Origin of the sequence: Mycobacterium sp. 48b (assembly GCF_048282725.1) — a bacterium.
In the GTDB taxonomy this organism is placed as follows: domain Bacteria; phylum Actinomycetota; class Actinomycetes; order Mycobacteriales; family Mycobacteriaceae; genus Mycobacterium.
In genome coordinates, this window is record NZ_JBLVUL010000001.1 from 2,620,758 (window position 1) to 2,640,968 (window position 20,211).

Below are 20,211 nucleotides of genomic sequence, written 5' to 3' on the forward strand. Positions count from 1 at the left end.
GCGGCCACGCGACACAGCGTTTTCCCCAGACCCCGGTGGGGGATATCCCCCGGGTCGGGGAGCTACTTCGGGGCGGTGAGTTCCAGGGCGATGTTGTCGGGGTCGCGGAACTCCAGGATGTGGGATGGGCCGATGTCTTTGACGGGTTCGTGCTCGATGCCCAGATCGTCGAGGTGTTGCACGGCGTCGTTCAATTCTTCGAGGCTCCTGAGCCGGAAGGCCAAGTGGTCCAGCCCCGTTCGGTTCTCGTCGAACATGTCGCGCCCTACCGGGCGCAGGCCGATCAGCGTTGCGCCGGCGTCGTAGATGACGCCGCCGTACAGGAAACCGAGCCGGGCGCGGGTGGTGGCGTCGGCGTCCTGCGGCAGTTCGATCAGGATCGGCCAGCCGAAAACGCTCTCGTAGAACTGCCGGGACCGTTCGATATCGGTGACAGTGAGCCGCACATGGGCGACCGAGGACGTGCTGATGGCCATGGGGTTCATGCTGCCACCTGGACGTGACAGAATCCCTGGGTGCGCGTGGGGATGACGATGCCGGTCATGGAACCTCGGTTGGATGCGACGACGCTGCGGTCCTGGGCGCATGTCATCGACGGAGGTCCGTTTTCTTCGCTGTGCTGGGGTGAGCGCATCGCCTTCGACAATCCCGACAGCTTGACGCTGCTGGGTGCACTGGCGGCGTGGACCGATCGGGTGCGGCTGGTGACCACGGTGGTGGTGCCGCAGCTGCACGATCCGGTGATGCTGGCCAAGGGCCTGGCGACCGGCGATCTGCTCAGCGGCGGGCGGTTGACCGTGGGCATCGGTGTCGGCGGCCGCCACGAGGACTATCACGCGGTCGGAGCCGACCCGGCGTCCCAGACCCGGCGGGGAATGGCCGAGCGGGTCGCGGTGATGAAGCGGGTCTGGGCCGGGGAGAAGGTGACCGAATCGGTGCTTCCGGTCGGGCCGCCACCGGTTCAGGCCGGCGGGCCGCCGCTGCAGATCGGTTCCATCGGACCCAAGACCATCCGTGACGCCGCGGTCTGGGCCGACGGCGTGGCCGGCACGACACTGGATCTGGATCTGGCCCGCCAGGCCGAGTTGTTCGACATCGCCCGCACCGCCTGGGCCGAGGCCGGCAAACCCAAGCCCCATCTGGCCACCTCGTTCTGGTTCGCGCTCGGGAAGCCCGAGGAGGCCCGCGCCCAGGTGCACCGGCACCTGCGCCGGTACATGAACTGGATCCCGGCCGAATACGTCGACGCCATGGCTCCCATGACCGGGTGGGCGGGCACCGAAGAGGAACTGGTCGAGGTGCTCGGCAAGTTCGAGGACATCGGCACCGACGAGGTGCACCTGATTCCGACGAGCTCTGACATCGACCAGTTGCGCCGGGTGGCCGAGGTGGCGAAGGTCTTCGGCTGAGCGGTCCCACCCGGACCGTTCCAGCAAAAAGTGAGCAAGATCATTCCAGGACCTGCGACGTAGTCTGGGTCTCGAAAGTGCGACGGGTTTCCCGGTGCCGCCGGCATCGGGGAGCGGTGCCGGTGGCGCTCCGGAGCATCGGAAAAACACATGTGGAAGGCCACGCCGCGGGCTTGTTCACCCGGTGGTTACCTGCCGTTCGGCTTGGGTGGCCTGTCGGCCGGGGCGGGGTGGGCCGCGGTCGGGGGTCACGCAGGCTTCGGCCAGCTACAGCAAACCATCTCGAGTGCATGACATGGCACGGCACCCACCCGGTTCTGGGACTAGCGTGTCAAATCGGCGTCGTCGTCAGACGGCGCCGGACACGACAGTTGGGGACCCTATGATCCAGAAGAGTTTGATCGCCACGACCCTCGCCGCGGGGGCCGTCGGCGCCGCGGTGGCGCTGTCCGCGCCGGCGTCGGCCGATTCCAAGGGCAACAGCACCGTCGGGTGCTCGCCGTGTGACCGCGTGTCTTCGTCGGTCACCGATGCCATCACCGACGCCGCCGAGAAATCCTTGACCGGCGGGGTTGATCTGCCCGACATTCCCGTCGTCGACAAGTGGACCAAGTTCCCGGGTGAGACCGCCGAGAAGTGGACGGGTTTCCCTGGCAAGACCGCCGAGAAGTGGGCGACGTTCCCCGGCAAGACCGCCGAGAAGTGGGGAGGCTTCCCGGGCAAGGTTCTGAAGAAATGGACCGGCCTGGGCTGAACGTCCGACCGACGGCACCAACCTCACTCACGAGCGTGCGGCACTATGCCGCACGCTCGTGTGCTGTCTACGGGTTAGCTGAAATTTCGCTGATCCTAACTGTTCTCGCAGCACAGCCCGCCCCCTGAAATAGACGCAGCCCGGTTCACCGACCAAAGGAGCTCGTCGCCATGGCTGCGCCTGCAAGGCAGTTGCACCTCAACGCATTCCTGCGCAACATCGGCCAGCACGAAGCGGCGTGGCGCCTTCCCGAAACCGATCTGTCGGGCATCACCGATATCGCCCACTACATCGAACTGGCCCGCATAGCCGAGCGCGGCAAGCTCGACGCGGTGTTCTTCGCCGACCATCCGGTGCTCAAGGACCAGACCGAGTTTCGTCCGTTCGACGCCCTCGACCCGATCACCCTGGTCGCGGCGCTGGCCGGGGCGACCAGCAGCGTCGGTCTGATCGCGACGGCATCCACCACCTACAACGACCCGTACGGTCTGGCGCGGCGGTTCGCCACACTCGACCACGTGAGCCGGGGCCGGGCCGGCTGGAACGTGGTGACGACGGCCAATGCCTCGGCCGCGGCCAACTTCGGGGTGCCGAACCACCCGGACCCGGTGGCTCGGTACCAGCGCGCCGACGAATTCCTGCAGGTCGCGCTCAAGTTGTGGGACAGCTGGGAAGACGATGCCATCGTCGGTGACAAGGTCGCGCCACGGTTCGTGGATCCGGCCAAGATCCACGCGGTCAACCACTCCGGTCCGCATTTCGACGTGGCCGGGCCGCTGGAGGTGCCACGCTCCCCGCAGGGCCACCCGGTGCTGTTCCAGGCCGGGTCGTCCGAGCCCGGTAAGGATCTCGCGGCCAGGTATGCCGAGGCCATCTTCACCGCGCAGCCCACATTGGACGAGGCCCGCGACTTCTACCGCGACGTCAAGGCCCGTATCCGGCGTTTTGGTCGCAACCCGGACCAGGTGCACATTCTCCCCGGCCTGTCGACGATCATCGGTGGCACCGAAGCGGAGGCGCGCGAACGGCAACGGGAGTTCGAAGAACTCACCGTGCCCGACTACGGGCTCGAACAGCTGAGTGCCATCGTCGGATTCGCGGTCACCAAGGACGATCTCGACCGGAAACTGAGCTTCCCGGCCGAGGATCCGGGCGACACGTTCATCAAGAGCCGGCTCGCCCTGGTGAAGCGGTTGGTCGAGACCGACAGCCTCACTGTCCGTGAGCTTTTGCTGCGGCTCAGCAGCGGTCGGGGACATCGGTTGTTCGCGGGCACACCCGACCAGGTCGCCGACACCATCGAGGAATGGTTCACCACCGGCGCCGCCGATGGTTTCAACCTCATCCCGCCTGCACTGCCGTCCTCACTGACCGAGTTCGTCGACCACGTCGTCCCAGAGTTGCAGCGCCGCGGCATCTTCCGTGCGGAATACACCGGCACCACCCTCCGTGACCATCTCGGTTTGGACCGCCCGGCCAACCGTTTCACCACCGGCGCGGACGCTCCCGTGTCGGCCGCGAGCTGACAGGAACCCGATATGCGTAATCCGTTGACCCGCTTGACCCGGATGATCGTGGCTGCCGGCCTGGTCGCGGGCCTGGTGGCCGGTTGCCAGTCGCCGGGATCCGGGACCCAAGGCGGCGGACTGTCCTCCGACGCACCGATTCCGGTGGCGGTCCCGAAGGGGACCAGCCTCGTGGTCGCCGACGACGCGAACCGGCTCAAGACATTGTTCAAACTCTCCGGTGAGCAGGACCGGCTGAGCGCCGACGTGACCTACGCCAACTTCAGCAGCGGACCGCTGCGCCTGGAGGCGATCCGGTCGGGCAATGCGCAACTGGGCCGGGTCGGCGATGTCCCGCCGATCCTCGCGCAGTATTCGGACGCCGGGGTGCCCATCGTCGGGGCCGTGAAGTACGACGGGAACGGACTGGTGCTGGCCACCTCACCGGGCTCGGGTATCACCTCGCTGAAAGACCTGGCAGGCAAGAAGATCGCGATCAACGAGGGCACCGCGCAACAGGCGGTCGTGCTGCGCAACCTGAAGTCCGTCGGACTGACCATCAAGGACGTTCAGCCGATCAATCTGGGTCTGGCCGAGTTTGCCGACGGCTTGCGGGCCGAGCAGGTCAACGCCGCGGTGCTCAAGCAACCGGACCGCGTTCGCTATCTCGCTTCCACGCAGGGGGAGGGGAGCATCGAAATCCCCAACGCCCCAGGCGCCTATCCCGGCCTGTACTACGTCTACGCCAGCCGGGAGGCACTGTCCGACCCGGCTCGTGCGGCCGCCATCCGCGAATTCGTGATCGCCTGGTACCGCGCCGAACAGTGGCTCAACGACAACAAGCAGACCTGGATCGACGAGTACCTGATCAAGGACCAGAAGGTCAGCCCCGAGGACGCCAAGGCCATCGCCGCGGCCGACGGAAAGTCCTCGGTGCCGGGATTCACCGATGAGCTGATCAACACCCAGCAGGAGACCATCGACCTACTTCAGCAGGCAGGAGCGTTCTCCGGGAAAGAGCTGCACGCCAAGGACGAATTCGATTCCCGGTTCGCCGACCTCGACGCGACGTCCACGGGCAAGCAGTGACCACCGTCCAGACGGCGCCCGCTTCGAAGGTGACGGCGGGAGCGGGAGCCGCCGGACGTCAGGATTATCCGAACCTGGAGCACCGGTCGGGAAGTGAACGCCGCCGCAGGCTGGGGCCCGGACGCGCCATCCCGGCGTCGTTGGCCATCGGACCGCTTCTGCTGGTGGCGATTTGGATCGTCACCTCACAACTGGGCATCCTCGATCCACGTACCCTGCCGCACCCGCTGGACATCGTGCACACGATCGGCGAGATGTGGTCGGACGGCCGGTTGCCCACGAACATCCTCGCCTCACTCAAGCTGGCGTCGATCTCTCTGGCCATCGGCGTGGCACTGGGGCTGGTGCTCGCGTTGATCTCGGGGCTCAGCCGGATCGGCGAGGCCATCGTCGACGGGCCGATCCAGGTCAAGCGTGCGGTGCCGACCCTCGCCATCATTCCGCTGGCGATCATCTGGTTCGGCATCGGCGACACCATGAAGATCATCATCATCGCCACCAGCGTGCTGATTCCCGTCTACATCAACACCACCGCACAGCTCAAGGGCGTCGACCTACGCCACGTGGAACTTGCTGAAACCGTTGGCCTTTCCCGGAGTCAGTTCATCCGCAAGGTGGCCATTCCCGGTGCGCTGCCCGGTTTCTTCACCGGGCTGCGGCTCGCGGTCACCATCTCGTGGACTGCGCTGGTGGTTGTCGAGCAGGTCAATGCGACCAGCGGCATCGGCTACCTGATGACCCAGGCCCGGCTGTACGGCCAGCTCGACGTCGTGGTGGTCGGCTTGTTGGTCTACGCGGTGTTCGGTCTCACCGGCGACTACGCGGTCCGGGCTGTCGAGAGGAGAGCCCTGTCGTGGCGGCGCGCACTGGGAACCTGACCGAGGAAGTCGCCGTGGTCCGGAACTTGAGTCGATCATTCAGCGGCACAAAGATTCTCGATTCGGTGGACCTCACCATCCGCAAGGGCGAGTTCGTGGCCCTGCTGGGACGCAGCGGCTCCGGTAAGAGCACACTGCTGCGTGCTCTGGCCGGGCTGGACCACGGGGTGGCCGGCGATGGGGACCTGTTCGTCGCGCGTGACGTGTCGGTCGTGTTCCAGGACTCCCGGCTGCTGCCGTGGGCGCGGGTGCTCGACAACGTCGCGCTCGGTTTGTCCGGCCGCGAGGTCAAGCAACGCGCGAGCACCGTGCTCGCCGACGTCGGCCTGGCCGGACGCGAACAGGCCTGGCCGTACGAGCTTTCCGGCGGTGAACAACAACGGGTGGCGCTGGCCCGGTCACTGGTGCGTGACCCCGCGCTGCTGCTGGCCGACGAACCCTTCGGCGCGCTCGACGCCCTCACCCGGGTTCGGATGCACCACCTGCTCAAGGAGCTCTGCGCGAAGTACGAGCCCGGGGTGCTGCTGGTGACCCACGACGTCGACGAGGCCGTCACCCTGGCCGACCGGGTCCTCGTCCTCGACGGCGGATCGTTCGTCGTCGATCGTCACCTGGATTTTCAGACGCCGGGGGCTCGCACCTACCGCAACCCGGAGTTCGTCGCGCATCGCGAGGCGCTGCTGGCCGCGCTCGGCGTGGGAGACGAAGGGAGCCGGTAAACAGATCAGTGGTGACCCGCTGTAAACGGATCACCACTGATGTGAGGCGGTGTTCGGAGGGTTACTCCGCTTCGTCACCGCCTCCGGTCCACTTGTCCTTCAGGTTCTTGGGGAAATCGTTCCACTTCTTGGCGACCTCACCGGGCGCATTGGCCCACTTGTCAGCGGTATCGGCGGGGAAGCTGCCCCACTTGCCGGTGATGCTGCCCGGGAAGGTAGCCCACTTGTTCGCCTGAATCTCGGTGGCGCACGACCACTTCTCACCGCTGGTCGGCGTGTAGCCGTCCTCGCTGTTGATCTTGTCGACGATGTCCGAGCAGTTCGGTGCCGCTGCGGCCGGCGCGGCGAGCGCGAGTCCGGCGCTCAAGGCTCCGGCGGCCACCGCCGCTGCGACGAACTTCTGCATGCTGTTGTCCCCCCTGATGGATGCCGAAACGTTGGAGCAACTGTATACCTTTGGCACAGTTTGCTGAAGGCTTTTTTCCGCGGGTGTGGATCTGACATTCGTTTGCCAAAATCGCACGGCCAGGTGAAGTGGCGGTCAGTCGGAGGCGTCGCCATGCGCCAGGTGCTCGGCAAGCAGCGCGCCGGCATTGCGGATGTGCCGGGCCATCGCGGCACGGGCTTTCTCGGGATCATTGGTTCGCAGGTGCTCGATGACCGCGCGGTGATCCTGGGCCGAGGCGTCGGGCCACCCTTCCACGGCGGCGAAGAACTTGCGGGGTGCGTACGCCAGCGTGGTCTTGATCAGCCAGCGCATCTTGCGTGACCCGCTCAGTTGGTAGATCAGGGCGTGGAACTGATGGTTGAGACGCTCCTCTTCGTCGAAATCGTCGGCAGCAGCGGCGCGTTCGAGCGCGTCCTGGATACGTTCGAGTTCATCGACGGCCGCAGGTGTGATCGTCGCAGCGGCGCGGGCAGTGAGCTCACCACCCAACAGTGCCTGGGCGTCATAGATGTCGCGGATGTCGTCGCTGGACAGCGCGGTCACCATGAAACCGCGCCGAGGTTCCACGGACAGAAAGCCCTCGGTCTGGAGTTGGAGCAGGCCTTCGCGCGCCGGGGTGGCGCTGATCCCGAGTTCGTCGGCGACCGTCTCCGGTCGGATGAACTCTCCGGAATGCAGCTGCCCTGAGACGATGAGTTCGCGCACGTGGGCCGAGGCGACGTCGGACAGCCGCATCGGTGTGCGTCTCTTGGAGTTTCCTGTCATGGCACGCCTCAGATGTCGAGTCCGCCGCGTTTGACCAACTGCTTGGCGATCACGCCGCGCTGGATCTCGTTGGTGCCCTCACCCACGATCATCAGTGGCGCGTCGCGGAAGTAGCGCTCGACGTCGTACTCGGTGGAGTATCCGTAGCCGCCGTGGATCCGCACCGCGTTCAGCGCGATCTCCATCGCCGTCTCGGAGGCGAACAACTTGGCCATGCCGGCCTCCATGTCGCAGCGTCCGCCGACGTCGATCCGCTCGGCCGCATCGAGCAGGAGGCTGCGGGCTGCGTAGAGCTTGGTGCCCATGTCGGCGAGCATGTTGCCGACCGACTGGTGCTGCCAGATCGGCACCCCGAAGCTCTCCCGGTCCTGTGCGTACTGCAGTGCGTCATCGAAGGCGGCCCGGGCCACGCCGGTTGCCCGGGCGGCGACCTGGATCCGGCCGACCTCGAGTCCCTTCATCATCTGCGCGAAGCCACGCCCTTCGACACCGCCCAGCAGTGCATCCGAATCCACTTGGCAGTCATCGAAATTGATCTCACAGCTCTCGACACCCTTGTATCCCAGCTTCGGCAGGTCTTTGGACACCGTGAAGCCTGGGACTTTCTCGACCAACAGGATCGAGACCCCCTTGTGCGCTGGGGTCGCGGCCGGATCGGTCTTGCACAACAGGGCGACGAGCCCGGCCATGCGGGCGTTGCTGATCCAGGTCTTCGACCCGTTGATCAGATAGCCGGACGCATTCTTGGTTGCGACCGTGCGCATCGCCTGCAGGTCGGAACCGCCGCCGGGTTCGGTGAGCGCCATCGTCGCGCGGAGTTCGCCGGTGGCCATCCGGGGGAGGTATTTCTGCTTCTGCTCCTCGGTACCGAACTGCAACAGGAGCTTGGAGACCACGGTGTGCCCACCCATTGCGCCGGCCAGGCTCATCCAGCCGCGCGCGAGTTCCTCGGTGACCTGTGCGTAGCACGGCATCGAAACCGCGGCGAAGCCGTAGGGTTCCGGGATCGCGAGCCCGAAGATCCCCATTTCCTTCATCGCCTCGATGAGATCTTCGGGATAGGTGTTGGCGTGCTCGAGTTCGCGGACCACGGGCCGCACCTGCTTGTCGACGAAGTCGCGGACGGTACTGACGATGGCCTGCTCTTCGGCGGACAAGGTGATCACTGCAGCAACCTTTCCTCAAACTCTATAGAAAATATTCTATAGAGTTTGAGTATGCCTGAGTCGAATGACCCGATGGCGGCGGTCCGCCGATACGTCGACGCCTTGAACCGGGGCGATGTCGACACGATGTCGGCAACCTGCGCCGATCCGATGCAGATTCTCGACGGGATGGCGCCGCATGTCTGGCAGGGACTGACCGCCACCCAGGACTGGTGGCGCGACGTCCTCGCGGAGGGAGAGCACCTCGGCGCGACGGACTACCACATCACCCTCGACGAGCCGCGGCACGTGAACGTCACCGGGGAATCCGGATATGTCGTCGTCCCGGCGACGATGACGTTCGACCTCAAAGGTCAGAAGGTGACCCAGACCGAGGCGGTTTTCACTATCGCGCTACGCGAAACCGACGCCGAGTGGCGGCTGACCGCGTGGGCCTGGGCGAAGGGAATCAACACATCCGAGTGACCCGTTTACGCAGGTAGAGTGAATTTTGAAGAGTGCCCCCGGCAGGATTCGAACCTGCGGCCTTCTGCTCCGGAGGCAGACGCTCTATCCCCTGAGCTACGGGGGCGCGGGCTGAAGATCAGCTGCGCCGATTGGGCTTGCATAGCGTAGCGCATGGAAGAGCGAATACGGATTCGGGGCGCGGGGACCCCAGACCATAGGATGGACCCTCGTGACCCCCGCCGACCTTGCAGAGCTGCTCAAGGCTACTGCCGCCGCAGTGCTGACCGAACACGACCTGGACACCGCCGCGTTGCCCGACACCGTCACGGTCGAGCGTCCGCGCAACCTTGAGCACGGCGATTACGCGACCAACCTCGCGCTGCAGCTCGGTAAGAAGGTCGGGGTCAATCCGCGCGAGCTGGCCGGCTGGCTGGCCACCGCGCTGGCTGCGGCCGACGGCATCGCCGCCGCCGAGGTCGCCGGACCCGGCTTCGTCAACCTGCGCATCGAGGCCTCCGCGCAGGGTGTCATCGTCACCAACGTGCTCGACGCGGGCGCGGCGTACGGCAACTCCACCGAACTGGCCGAGAAGGTCAACCTGGAGTTCGTCTCGGCCAACCCGACCGGACCGATCCACATCGGCGGCACCCGCTGGGCCGCGGTCGGCGACGCGCTGGGCCGGCTGCTGACCACGCAGGGCGCCGACGTCACCCGGGAGTACTACTTCAACGACCACGGCGCCCAGATCGACCGGTTCGCCCGCTCATTGGTGGCTGCCGCCAAGGGGGAGCCGGCGCCGGAGGACGGCTACGCCGGTACCTACATCAACGACATCGCCGCGTCCGTGCTGGCCAAGCGGCCCGATGTGATGAGCCTGCCCGCCGACGAGCAACAGGAAACCTTCCGCGCGATCGGTGTGGACCTGATGTTCACCCATATCAAGGAATCGCTGCACGAGTTCGGTACCGACTTCGACGTGTACACCCACGAAGACTCGATGCACACCTCCGGCCGCGTCGACCAGGCCATCGCCAAGCTGCGCGAGACCGGCAACATCTACGAGAAGGACGGCGCAACCTGGTTGCGCACCACAGAATTCGGCGACGACAAGGACCGCGTCGTCATCAAGAGCGACGGCAACGCGGCCTACATCGCCGGTGACCTCGCCTACTACCTGGACAAGCGCCAGCGCGGATTCGACCTGTGCATCTACATGCTCGGTGCCGACCACCACGGGTACATCGCCCGCCTGAAGGCCGCCGCCGCGGCGCTCGGCGACAACCCGGACACCGTCGAGGTGCTGATCGGCCAGATGGTCAACCTGGTCCGTGACGGCCAGCCGGTCCGGATGAGCAAGCGTGCCGGCACCGTCATCACGCTCGACGACCTGGTGGAGGCCATCGGCGTCGACGCCGCCCGGTACTCACTCATCCGCTCCTCGGTGGACACCTCGATCGACATCGACCTGGCGCTGTGGTCCAGCGCGTCGAGCGAAAACCCGGTCTACTACGTGCAATACGCGCACGCCCGGCTGTCGGCGCTGGCCCGCAACGCGGCCGACCTCGGCGTCACCGCCGATACCGCGCACCTGGATCTGCTGTCCCACGAGAAAGAGGGCATCCTGATCCGCAACCTGGGTGAGTTCCCCCGGGTGCTCAAGGCCGCTGCCGCGCTGCGTGAGCCGCACCGGGTATGCCGGTACCTGGAAGACCTGGCCGGCGACTACCACCGGTTCTACGACGCCTGCCGCGTGCTGCCGCAGGGCGATGAAAGCCCAGGGGAGCTGAACTCCGCGCGGTTGGCGCTGTGCGAGGCCACCCGCCAGGTGATCGCCAACGGGCTGGCCATCCTCGGTGTCAGCGCCCCGGAGCGGATGTGAACGCGCACCCCGCCGGGCCCCGGCATGCCGATGAGATCCACCACGCCGGCGCACCAGTGAAGCCTCAGTCTCCCGACGAGATCCTGCTGCTGGCGCCGAATGTGTGGCCGCGCAACCTGGTTCGCGGCGCCGACGGCGTCGTGTCGATCGCGGGAGTGCCGGTCACCGAGCTGGCGGCCGAGTACGGCACCCCGCTGTTCGTGATCGACGAGGACGACTTCCGATCGCGCTGCCGCGAGATCGCCGCGGCCTTCGGCGGTGGCGATCACGTGCACTACGCGGCCAAGGCGTTCCTGTGCAGCGAGATTGCGCGCTGGGTCAACCAGGAAGGTCTCTCGCTCGACGTCGCCACCGGGGGAGAGCTCGCCGTCGCGTTGCACGCGGACTTCCCGCCGGAACGGATCACGTTGCACGGCAACAACAAATCTGTCACCGAGCTGACCACCGCCGTCAAGGCCGGGGTCGGCCATGTGGTGGTCGATTCGCTGATCGAGATCGAGCGCCTGGACGAAGTCGCCGGAGCGGCGGGCATCGTCCAGGACGTGCTGGTCCGGGTGACCCCTGGCGTGGAGGCGCACACCCACGAGTTCATCTCGACCGCGCACGAGGACCAGAAGTTCGGCCTGTCGCTGGCCAGCGGTGCGGCGATGGACGGGGTGCGCAAGGTGTTCGCCACCGACAACCTGCGCCTGGTCGGTCTGCACTGCCATGTCGGCAGCCAGATCTTCGACGTGGCCGGCTTCGAACTGGCCGCCCACCGGGTGATCGGCCTGCTGCGGGACGTCGTTTCCGAATTCGGTGTCGAGAAGACGTCGCAGATGTCGATCATCGACCTCGGCGGCGGTCTGGGTATTTCCTATGTGCCGCAAGATGACCCGCCGCCGATGAAGGAGCTGGCCGACAAGCTGCTGGCCATCGTGCGCAGCGAGTCCGAGGCCGTCGGTCTGCCGACGCCGAAGCTCGTGGTGGAGCCGGGCCGGGCCATCGCGGGGCCGGGCACGATCACCCTTTACGAGGTCGGCACGGTCAAGGACGTCGCGGTCAGTGCCACCGCACAGCGGCGCTACGTGAGTGTCGACGGCGGGATGAGCGACAACATCCGCCCCGCGCTGTACGACGCCGAGTACGACGCGCGCCTGGTGTCCCGGGTCAGCGGCGCGTCCGCGGCCCTGGCACGCATCGTCGGAAAGCACTGCGAGACCGGTGACATCGTGGTCCGCGACACCTGGGTCTCCGATGACATCGCGCCGGGTGATCTGCTGGCAGTCGCCGCGACCGGCGCCTACTGCTACTCGATGTCGAGCCGGTACAACCTGCTGTGCCGACCTGCCGTGGTGGCGGTGAAGGACGGTAAGACGCGGTTGGTGCTCCGCCGGGAGACTGTCGAGGATCTTTTGAGCCTGGAGGTGAGTGGTCAATGAGTGAGAAGCCCATCGGCGTAGCGGTACTGGGGCTGGGCAACGTCGGCAGCGAAGTGGTGCGCATCATCAACGAGAGCGCCACCGACCTCGCGGCCCGCATCGGCGCGCCGCTCGAGGTCCGGGGCATCGGCGTGCGCAAGGTCTCCGGTGACCGTGGAGTGCCCAAGGAGCTGCTCACCGACGACATCGTCGAACTGGTGTCGCGCGACGACGTCGACATCGTGGTGGAGCTGATGGGCCCGGTGAAGCCGGCCCGCAAGGCCATCCTGGCCGCGCTCGAGCAGGGCAAGTCGGTGGTCACCGCCAACAAGGCGCTGATGGCGCAGTCCACCGGTGAACTGGCGCAGGCCGCCGAAAAGGCGCGCGTCGACCTGTATTTCGAGGCCGCAGTGGCCGGTGCCATTCCCGTCATCCGTCCGCTCACCCAGTCGCTGGCCGGTGACACCGTGCTGCGGGTGGCCGGCATCGTCAACGGCACCACCAACTACATCCTGTCCGAGATGGACAGCACCGGAGCCGATTACAACTCGGCCCTGGCCGACGCTAGTGCGCTCGGCTACGCCGAGGCCGATCCCACCGCCGATGTCGAGGGCTATGACGCCGCGGCCAAGGCGGCGATCCTGGCTTCGATCGCCTTCCACACCAGGGTGACCGCCGACGACGTCTACCGCGAAGGCATCACGAAGGTGAGCGCGGCCGACTTCGAGTCGGCCCGTGCACTGGGTTGCACCATCAAACTGCTGGCCATCTGCGAGCGGCTGACCAGTGACGAAGGCAAACAGCGGGTTTCGGCGCGCGTCTACCCCGCACTGGTGCCGTTGACGCACCCGCTGGCCGCCGTCAACGGTGCCTTCAATGCCGTGGTGGTCGAAGCCGAGGCGGCCGGTCGGCTGATGTTCTACGGCCAGGGGGCCGGGGAGCACCGACCGCGTCGGCCGTGATGGGCGATGTCGTGATGGCCGCGCGCAACCGGGTCCAGGGTGGCCGTGGCCCGCGTGAATCCAAGTACGCGAAGCTCCCGATCGCCCCGATCGGCTTCATCCCCACCCGCTACTACGTGAACATGAACGTCTCGGATCGGCCCGGCGTGTTGTCCGCCGTGGCAGCCGAATTCGCCAAGCGTGAGGTCAGCATCGCCGAGGTCCGCCAGGAGGGCATGGTCGACGAGGACGGACAGCCGTGCGGTGCGCGCATCGTGGTGGTCACCCACCAGGCCACCGATGCCGCACTCTCGGAAACCGTTGAGGCGCTCGCCGATCTCGACGTGGTGCAGACCATCAACAGCGTGCTGCGTATGGAAGGAACGAACGCATGAACCCCGGGACGCAAGGAAAGACCAGCGCAGGGCCGGTGCACCGGCCCTGGCCGGGATTGATCGAGGCCTACCGCGATCGGCTGCCGGTCGGCGACAACTGGACGCCGATCACCTTGCTCGAAGGCGGCACACCACTCATCCACGCCAAGCGCCTGAGCGAACTCACCGGCTGCACGGTGCATCTCAAGGTCGAGGGGCTCAACCCGACCGGATCCTTCAAGGACCGCGGCATGACCGTGGCGGTCACCGAGTCGCTGGCCCGCGGGCAGCAGGCCGTGCTCTGCGCCTCCACCGGCAACACCTCGGCGTCGGCGGCGGCCTACGCCGCCCAGGCGGGCATCACCTGTGCGGTGCTGATCCCGCAGGGCAAGATCGCGATGGGCAAGCTGGCGCAGGCCGTCATGTACGGCGCCAAGATCATTCAGGTCGACGGCAACTTCGACGACTGCCTGGAACTGGCCCGCAAGATCACCGCGGACTTTCCGACCATCGCCCTGGTGAACTCTGTCAACCCGTACCGCATCGAGGGACAGAAGACCGCCGCGTTCGAGATCGTCGACGCCCTGGGCGCAGCCCCCGACGTGCACTCGCTGCCGGTGGGCAACGCAGGCAACATCACCGCGTACTGGAAGGGTTACACCGAGTACCACCGCGACGGTCTGTCGGACCGGCTTCCGCGCATGCTCGGGACCCAGGCCGCCGGGGCTGCCCCGCTGGTGCTGGGTGAGCCGGTCAAGGAGCCCGAGACCATCGCCACCGCCATCCGGATCGGTTCGCCGGCCTCGTGGTCCGGAGCCGTCGAGGCCCAGCAGCAGTCCAAGGGCCGGTTCCTCGCGGCCACCGACGAGGAGATCCTGGCGGCGTACCGCCTGGTCGCCCGCAGCGAAGGCGTGTTCGTCGAGCCCGCTTCGGCGGCCAGCGTGGCAGGTCTGCTCAAGTCGATCGAGGACGGCTGGGTCAAGCGTGGCTCGACGGTGGTCTGCACAGTCACCGGCAACGGCCTCAAGGATCCCGACACCGCACTCAAGGACATGCCCACCGTCACCGCGGTGCCGGTCGACCCGGTAGCCGTCGTCGCCAAGCTCGGACTGGTCTGAGCCTGGTGAACAACACCCTTCCCGCCGGACTCACGGCCACTGCTGTCGTCGCGGCATCCAGCGCCAACCTCGGCCCGGGCTTCGACAGCCTGGGCTTGGCGCTGAGCCTGTACGACGAGATCATCGTCGAGACAACCGAATCCGGCCTTCAGCTGGAGATCGAGGGTGAGGGTGCAGGCCAGGTGCCGCTCGATGCGACGCATCTCGTGGTGCGGGCCATCGAGGCGGGGCTGCAGGCCACCGGCCATCGTGCTGCCGGGCTGATCGTGCGCTGCCGCAACGAGATTCCGCACTCGCGCGGTCTCGGATCGTCGGCCGCCGCGGTCGTCGGAGGGCTGGCTGTGGTCAATGGCCTTGTGGCGCAGGCTGGTTCGGATCCGATGAGCGAAGAGCAGCTGATTCAGCTGTCAAGTGAGTTCGAGGGTCATCCGGACAACGCCGCGGCGGCGGTGCTGGGCGGGGCAGTGGTCTCGTGGACCGAGACCGATGACGACGGGAGGCCGCGCTACCGCGCGGCGCCGATTCGGGTTCACCCGGACGTCCGGCTGTTTCCCGCGGTTCCGCAGCAGCGGTCGTCCACCGCGGAGACCCGCGCCGTGCTGCCCGAGCAGGTCAGTCACGCCGATGCGCGATTCAATCTCAGCCGCGCAGCCCTGCTCGTCGTGGCGTTGAGCGAGCGTCCGGATCTGCTGATGGCCGCCACGCAGGACGTGTTGCATCAGCCACAACGCGCCGCCTCGATGCCGGCCTCCGCGGAATACCTGCAACTCCTGCGGCGTTGTGGAGTGGCAGCAGTGCTGTCCGGGGCCGGTCCTACGGTTCTGGGAATGAGTTCGGCGGTGGGATTGCCTGATGAGGCCGTGGATTACGGCACTGCCAATGGGTTCACCGTCAGGGAGATGACGGTCGGATCGGGCGTCCGCTGGACGTCGGGTGTGGCCGCCAGGAACTGATGATGAGCGACACAAGAAGAGACAAGCACCACACGCCCAGCGCTGACGTTGCTTGATTACTTCACCAAAGCGAGTTATTCTCGCTCTCGTCCAGCACTCGCAGGGTCTCTGCCTGCGTCGACACCAGGACGACCACCCAATCTTCTTGTGTTCTACTCGTGGACTGACGGTTCGCCATCTCGGCGAATCCTGGCGATCGCCGTTGCGCAGGCGACGGTGTGAGCTACGCGCTCAGCGGTTCAGCTGAACGCGCATCGACCTTTGGGGAACCCTCGCACGACCTGATGAGCGAGGGAAAGAAAGGAAATCCGTGACAGATACGGACCTCTTCACGGCTGACAGCGCCAATGGCGCTGGGGATTTACCGAACGCCGTGACATCTGAAAGCACTGCGACCGCTGACACCGCGGCGCCGGCTGCTGCCTCTGCGCCCGGATCGGACACCGCGCGGCGCGCTTCGAGCGCCCGACCTGCGTCGCTGTCGACCATGGTGCTGCCTGAGCTGCGTGCGCTGGCCAAGGAAATCGGTGTTGAAGGCGCGTCCGGTTTGCGTAAGAGTGAATTGATCGCAGCTATTCGCGCCCATCGTGGCGACTCCAACGGAGCCACTGAGGCCCCCAAGAACGCTCCCGCCGACGCCCAGCCGGACGCCGGCGCCGAGGCCGCTGAGCAGCCTGCGGCCCGTCGCCGTGAGCGCCGGGGTTCCTCGCGCCAGGCCGGCGCCCCGGTCGCCGACGCCGCTCAGGACGACGCGGGCAACGAGGCCGTGAAGGGCGAGACGAAGGCGGAAGCCGCAGCCGAGGCCGACACCAAGGAGCCCGCCGCCGAGCAGCAGGAAAAGCCTGCCAAGCAGGACAAGCGTGAGCGTCAGGAACGACGCGAGAAGCGCGAGCAGTCCGAAGGCGAGAACAAGGCCGACAACAAGCAGGACGACAAGCGCGACCAGAAGCAGGACCGCGACCAGAAGCAGGACAAGGGTCAGGGCCGCGACCAGTCCGATCAGCAGGACAACCAGCAGAACCGCGGCGGTAACTCGTCGGGCAACAACGACGACGACGGCGATGGCGATGGACGCCAGGGCCGCCGCGGCCGCCGGTTCCGTGACCGTGACCGTCGCCGCCGCGGAGAGCGTGGCGCCGAGGGCGGTAACGAGACCGAGCTGCGTGAGGACGACGTCGTCCAGCCGGTCGCCGGCATCCTCGACGTCCTCGACAACTACGCCTTCGTCCGCACCTCGGGCTACCTGGCCGGGCCGAACGACGTCTACGTGTCGATGAACATGGTGCGCAAGAACGGTCTGCGCCGCGGCGACGCGGTCACCGGTGCGGTCCGGGTGCCTCGCGAGGGTGGTGAGAGCGGCGGCAACAATCCGCGGCAGAAGTTCAACCCGCTGGTGCGCCTGGACAGTGTCAACGGCGGTCCGGTCGAAGCGGCCAAGAACCGGCCCGATTTCACCAAGCTGACCCCGCTGTACCCGAACCAGCGGCTGCGCCTGGAGACCACGCCCGAACGGCTGACCACCCGCGTCATCGACCTGATCATGCCGATCGGTAAGGGACAGCGTGCCCTGATCGTGTCGCCGCCGAAGGCCGGTAAGACCACGATCATGCAGGACATCGCCAACGCGATCACCAAGAACAACCCGGAATGCCACCTGATGGTGGTGCTCGTCGACGAGCGTCCGGAAGAGGTCACCGACATGCAGCGTTCGGTGAAGGGTGAGGTCATCGCCTCGACCTTCGACCGTCCGCCGTCAGACCACACCCAGGCCGCCGAGCTGGCCATCGAGCGGGCCAAGCGCCTGGTCGAGCAGGGCAAGGACGTCGTCGTGCTGCTGGACTCGATCACCCGGCTGGGCCGCGCGTACAACAACGCGTCTCCGGCCTCGGGCCGCATCCTGTCCGGTGGTGTGGACTCCACCGCGCTGTACCCGCCGAAGCGGTTCCTCGGCGCGGCCCGCAACATCGAGCACGGCGGCTCGCTGACCATCATCGCCACGGCGATGGTCGAGACCGGCTCCACCGGTGACACCGTGATCTTCGAGGAGTTCAAGGGCACCGGTAACGCCGAGCTCAAGCTGGACCGCAAGATCGCCGAGCGCCGGGTGTTCCCCGCGGTCGACGTCAACCCGTCGGGCACCCGCAAGGACGAGCTGCTGCTCAGCCCCGACGAGTTCGCCATCGTGCACAAGCTGCGCCGTGTGCTCTCGGGTCTCGACAGCCACCAGGCCATCGACCTGCTGATGAGCCAGCTGCGCAAGACGAAGAACAACTACGAGTTCCTGGTGCAGGTCTCCAAGACCGCTCCTGGCTCGATGGACGTCGACTAAGCACAATCGATCGACCCCACACGTGAGGCCCTCGCCATTTGGCGGGGGCCTTATGTGTATTCGGTCCAGCTCACTAGTCAACGTTGAGTAGCGTGGGCAGAATGGCCACCGCTAAAACCGTCCCTGTTCTGACCTGTTCTGATGCCGATGCCACCGTGGACTTCTACGAATCGCTGGGATTCACGCTGACGGAGCGTCAAGACCGTCCCTACCTGTATCTGTCGCTGACGCTCGATGCAATAGAGGTGCACTTCAGCGGGGCCGGTGCGGCTGAGTCCGATACGAACCACATCGGCAACTTCCTCGTATGGGTCGATGACGTGGCGCCGCTGCACGCCCGCTTCGTCGACGAGTTGCGTCGGCGCCGTGGCCGGGTGCCGGCGACCGGACTGCCGAGGCTCACCCGGTTGCGACCGGGACAGACGCGATTTCGCGTCTACGACCCGTCCGGGAACAGTTTCGTCGTCATTGACTTCGATGAACCCGACATCGAGTACGGAGGGTCCAAGCAGCTGTCCGGATTGGCCAAGGCGCATGACAACGTGCGGATCTTCCGGGATTTCAAGGATGACGACGCATTGGCGGCGCGGGCGCTCGACACCGCCCTGCGCCGGTACCGTGACAGTGCGCCGCGGCTCGAACTGGCGCGGGCGCTGGCCGACCGGGCTGAGCTCGCGGTGGCGCTCGGGGACCAGGTCCAAGCCGATGCGTCGCGTGCCGAGCTGGCGGCCATGATGCTCACCGTCGACGAAAGTGGGCAACTGGCAGCCGAACTCACCGCGTTGGCGCAGATCGAACAGTGGATGAGTTGAGGTGACATAAATGTCGACGGTGCGCCTGTTGGTGCTCGGTGTGGTGCGGGCGCATACCGAGGCGCACGGCTATGCCGTCCACCGAGAACTGATGTCCTGGCGGGTGGACACCTGGACGGCGATCAAGCCGCCGTCCATCTATCACGCCGTCAAGCAACTTGAGCGTGAGGACAAGCTCCGGGCGGTCCGCTCAGAGTCGAGTCCCCGCGGCCCCGCCCGAGTCGTCTACCGCATCACCGCGTCCGGCGACACCGAGTTCTTCAGGCTCCTTCAAACGGCGCTGGTGAGCCCGGACATCGAGGAGTTCGGTGCCGGGATCGCCCTCATGCGCAGTCTGCCCAAGGACCGGGTGCGTGCGTTGTTGGTCGAGCGACTGCACACCACCGAGACCATCGACATCGACCTCGATGCGATGAAACCGCAGTGGCCCGATCCCAACGCTCCGCCGCACGCCCAACACCTGCTGGACTTGTGGCGGGGTGTTTTCCGTTCGCAGTCAGCCTGGGTGCGTGAACTGCTGGATCGGCTCGACGACTTCGTGTTCGACGACTCCGGACAGCCTGACGGTCCGGGTCAGCTCGGACGCAGCCCGGGCATCAGATAGCGTCGAACCTGCGCGAGCACCGCGTCTCCGTCGCTGGGATCCAACGTGTTCCCCGGAACGGTCGCCAGCGAGATCAACACGCGCGCAACCCATTCCGATGCCTCGGAGATGTCGATGTCGGCGCGGACCTCGCCGCGGTCGCGAGCCGCGGCCAGATACGGAGACCAGAATTCGGCCAGGTCGGGGATCATGCCCTGCACACCGGCACCCGCGCACGCGGCGAACTCCTCGGGTTCGTCGGTACGGAGTTTCATCAACACCGCGCCGGGATCGTCATACGCCCGCAGACCGTTGCCGACGCCCCAGGCGATCTGGCGATCCAGGCCGTCGATCTGCTCGAGCATGGCCTGGGCCTCTGACCAGAACGTGTCGTTGAGCCGGACGATCACCGCGCCCAGCAGCGTCACCTTGTCGGGAAAGTGCCGGTAGAGCCACCCGCGGGACACCCCGGCGGCCTCGGCCACCTCCGAGACCGTGGTCGCGCGAATGCCCTTGGTCCGCAGGCATTCCTCGGCAGCGTCTATCAGTCGATCTCGCACGCTGCGGGGTGCCGTGGTGCTGGTCAACTGTGGCTTCTCCTGGTCTTCTGACGGTGTTAGGTACATGATTCTGCCAAGGGTG

19 protein-coding genes, 1 tRNA gene and 1 pseudogene are annotated in these 20,211 nt (G+C 66.5%); 15 read left to right on the forward strand and 6 right to left on the reverse strand.

What is annotated here, in order from left to right; genetic code table 11:
• Positions 1-62: 62 nt before the first annotated feature.
• Entirely contained in the window at positions 63-476 is a 414-nt protein-coding gene (locus ACNQR1_RS12815; protein WP_418046505.1) for a VOC family protein, read from the reverse strand.
• A gap of 51 nt (positions 477-527) precedes the next feature.
• Between ACNQR1_RS12815 and ACNQR1_RS12820 the strand changes: the two genes are divergently transcribed.
• The 6 genes from ACNQR1_RS12820 to ACNQR1_RS12845 all read left to right on the forward strand — a co-directional run bounded on the left by ACNQR1_RS12820 (position 528) and on the right by ACNQR1_RS12845 (position 6,354).
• A complete protein-coding gene (locus ACNQR1_RS12820; RefSeq protein ID WP_418050353.1) occupies positions 528-1,409 on the forward strand; it encodes an LLM class flavin-dependent oxidoreductase in 882 nt (293 codons plus the stop codon).
• Positions 1,410-1,791: 382 nt separating this feature from the next.
• Positions 1,792-2,163, forward strand: coding sequence for a hypothetical protein (locus ACNQR1_RS12825; protein ID WP_090428564.1), 372 nt, complete (start codon positions 1,792-1,794; stop codon positions 2,161-2,163).
• A gap of 170 nt (positions 2,164-2,333) precedes the next feature.
• Positions 2,334-3,689, forward strand: coding sequence for an LLM class flavin-dependent oxidoreductase (locus tag ACNQR1_RS12830; RefSeq protein ID WP_418046507.1), 1,356 nt, complete (start codon positions 2,334-2,336; stop codon positions 3,687-3,689).
• A 12-nt stretch (positions 3,690-3,701) separates the two neighbouring features.
• Positions 3,702-4,757, forward strand: coding sequence for an ABC transporter substrate-binding protein (locus ACNQR1_RS12835; protein ID WP_418046509.1), 1,056 nt, complete (start codon positions 3,702-3,704; stop codon positions 4,755-4,757).
• A complete protein-coding gene (locus ACNQR1_RS12840; RefSeq protein ID WP_418046511.1) occupies positions 4,754-5,635 on the forward strand; it encodes an ABC transporter permease in 882 nt (293 codons plus the stop codon). The genes ACNQR1_RS12835 and ACNQR1_RS12840 overlap by 4 nt, the downstream gene beginning before the upstream one ends.
• Positions 5,611-6,354, forward strand: a complete 744-nt coding sequence (locus ACNQR1_RS12845) for an ABC transporter ATP-binding protein (RefSeq protein WP_418046513.1) — start codon at positions 5,611-5,613, stop codon at positions 6,352-6,354. The genes ACNQR1_RS12840 and ACNQR1_RS12845 overlap by 25 nt, the downstream gene beginning before the upstream one ends.
• Positions 6,355-6,415: 61 nt before the next feature.
• Here ACNQR1_RS12845 and ACNQR1_RS12850 read toward each other — a convergent pair whose 3' ends face one another.
• The 3 genes from ACNQR1_RS12850 to ACNQR1_RS12860 form a co-directional block, all read right to left on the reverse strand.
• A complete protein-coding gene (locus tag ACNQR1_RS12850; protein WP_418046515.1) occupies positions 6,416-6,760 on the reverse strand; it encodes a hypothetical protein in 345 nt (114 codons plus the stop codon).
• A 135-nt stretch (positions 6,761-6,895) separates the two neighbouring features.
• The gene (locus ACNQR1_RS12855; RefSeq protein ID WP_418046517.1) at positions 6,896-7,567 is read right to left on the reverse strand and encodes a GntR family transcriptional regulator; all 672 of its coding nucleotides are present in this window, start codon (positions 7,565-7,567) and stop codon (positions 6,896-6,898) included.
• An 8-nt stretch (positions 7,568-7,575) separates the two neighbouring features.
• Positions 7,576-8,733, reverse strand: a complete 1,158-nt coding sequence (locus tag ACNQR1_RS12860; RefSeq protein ID WP_418046519.1) for an acyl-CoA dehydrogenase family protein — start codon at positions 8,731-8,733, stop codon at positions 7,576-7,578.
• Positions 8,734-8,784: 51 nt separating this feature from the next.
• Between ACNQR1_RS12860 and ACNQR1_RS12865 the strand changes: the two genes are divergently transcribed.
• Positions 8,785-9,198, forward strand: a complete 414-nt coding sequence (locus ACNQR1_RS12865) for a YybH family protein (RefSeq protein ID WP_418046521.1) — start codon at positions 8,785-8,787, stop codon at positions 9,196-9,198.
• Positions 9,199-9,231: 33 nt separating this feature from the next.
• Here the strand turns inward: ACNQR1_RS12865 and ACNQR1_RS12870 are convergent.
• Positions 9,232-9,304: transfer RNA gene (locus ACNQR1_RS12870), tRNA-Arg, on the reverse strand.
• A 105-nt stretch (positions 9,305-9,409) separates the two neighbouring features.
• Between ACNQR1_RS12870 and argS the strand changes: the two genes are divergently transcribed.
• The 8 genes and pseudogenes from argS (at position 9,410) to ACNQR1_RS12910 (ending at position 19,590) form a co-directional block, all read left to right on the forward strand.
• Positions 9,410-11,059: an arginine--tRNA ligase gene (argS, locus tag ACNQR1_RS12875; RefSeq protein WP_418046523.1), complete on the forward strand. Its 1,650-nt coding sequence runs from the start codon at positions 9,410-9,412 to the stop codon at positions 11,057-11,059.
• Between the two features lie 56 nt (positions 11,060-11,115).
• Positions 11,116-12,480: a diaminopimelate decarboxylase gene (lysA, locus tag ACNQR1_RS12880; protein ID WP_418050354.1), complete on the forward strand. Its 1,365-nt coding sequence runs from the start codon at positions 11,116-11,118 to the stop codon at positions 12,478-12,480.
• A pseudogene (locus ACNQR1_RS12885) lies at positions 12,477-13,795 on the forward strand (homoserine dehydrogenase). Before lysA ends, ACNQR1_RS12885 begins: the two are co-directional and overlap by 4 nt.
• A complete protein-coding gene (gene thrC, locus ACNQR1_RS12890; RefSeq protein WP_418046525.1) occupies positions 13,792-14,892 on the forward strand; it encodes a threonine synthase in 1,101 nt (366 codons plus the stop codon). Before ACNQR1_RS12885 ends, thrC begins: the two are co-directional and overlap by 4 nt.
• 5 nt (positions 14,893-14,897) lie before the next feature.
• Complete coding sequence (thrB, locus tag ACNQR1_RS12895) at positions 14,898-15,845, forward strand: homoserine kinase (RefSeq protein WP_418046527.1); 948 nt, start codon at positions 14,898-14,900, stop codon at positions 15,843-15,845.
• A gap of 310 nt (positions 15,846-16,155) precedes the next feature.
• The gene (gene rho / locus ACNQR1_RS12900; RefSeq protein ID WP_418046529.1) at positions 16,156-18,174 is read left to right on the forward strand and encodes a transcription termination factor Rho; all 2,019 of its coding nucleotides are present in this window, start codon (positions 16,156-16,158) and stop codon (positions 18,172-18,174) included.
• A 101-nt stretch (positions 18,175-18,275) separates the two neighbouring features.
• Positions 18,276-18,986, forward strand: a complete 711-nt coding sequence (locus ACNQR1_RS12905) for a VOC family protein (RefSeq protein WP_418046531.1) — start codon at positions 18,276-18,278, stop codon at positions 18,984-18,986.
• Between the two features lie 10 nt (positions 18,987-18,996).
• Positions 18,997-19,590 carry a PadR family transcriptional regulator gene (locus ACNQR1_RS12910; RefSeq protein ID WP_418046533.1) on the forward strand — a complete coding sequence of 198 codons (594 nt, stop codon included), beginning with the start codon at positions 18,997-18,999 and terminating at the stop codon, positions 19,588-19,590.
• Here ACNQR1_RS12910 and ACNQR1_RS12915 read toward each other — a convergent pair.
• Positions 19,560-20,195: a TetR/AcrR family transcriptional regulator gene (locus tag ACNQR1_RS12915; RefSeq protein ID WP_418046535.1), complete on the reverse strand. Its 636-nt coding sequence runs from the start codon at positions 20,193-20,195 to the stop codon at positions 19,560-19,562. The two genes, ACNQR1_RS12910 and ACNQR1_RS12915, sit on opposite strands and share 31 nt — an antisense overlap.
• Between the last annotated feature and the right edge of the window lie 16 nt (positions 20,196-20,211).

Coding starts and splice junctions, on each gene's coding strand:
- ACNQR1_RS12815 (WP_418046505.1), bottom strand. CDS start 476: ATGGCCATCAGCACGTCCTCGGTCGCCCATGTGCGGCTCACTGTCACC.
- ACNQR1_RS12820 (WP_418050353.1), top strand. CDS start 528: ATGACGATGCCGGTCATGGAACCTCGGTTGGATGCGACGACGCTGCGG.
- ACNQR1_RS12825 (WP_090428564.1), top strand. CDS start 1,792: ATGATCCAGAAGAGTTTGATCGCCACGACCCTCGCCGCGGGGGCCGTC.
- ACNQR1_RS12830 (WP_418046507.1), top strand. CDS start 2,334: ATGGCTGCGCCTGCAAGGCAGTTGCACCTCAACGCATTCCTGCGCAAC.
- ACNQR1_RS12835 (WP_418046509.1), top strand. CDS start 3,702: ATGCGTAATCCGTTGACCCGCTTGACCCGGATGATCGTGGCTGCCGGC.
- ACNQR1_RS12850 (WP_418046515.1), bottom strand. CDS start 6,760: ATGCAGAAGTTCGTCGCAGCGGCGGTGGCCGCCGGAGCCTTGAGCGCC.
- ACNQR1_RS12855 (WP_418046517.1), bottom strand. CDS start 7,567: ATGACAGGAAACTCCAAGAGACGCACACCGATGCGGCTGTCCGACGTC.
- ACNQR1_RS12865 (WP_418046521.1), top strand. CDS start 8,785: ATGCCTGAGTCGAATGACCCGATGGCGGCGGTCCGCCGATACGTCGAC.
- thrC (WP_418046525.1), top strand. CDS start 13,792: ATGAACCCCGGGACGCAAGGAAAGACCAGCGCAGGGCCGGTGCACCGG.
- ACNQR1_RS12905 (WP_418046531.1), top strand. CDS start 18,276: ATGGCCACCGCTAAAACCGTCCCTGTTCTGACCTGTTCTGATGCCGAT.
- ACNQR1_RS12910 (WP_418046533.1), top strand. CDS start 18,997: ATGTCGACGGTGCGCCTGTTGGTGCTCGGTGTGGTGCGGGCGCATACC.
- ACNQR1_RS12915 (WP_418046535.1), bottom strand. CDS start 20,195: ATGTACCTAACACCGTCAGAAGACCAGGAGAAGCCACAGTTGACCAGC.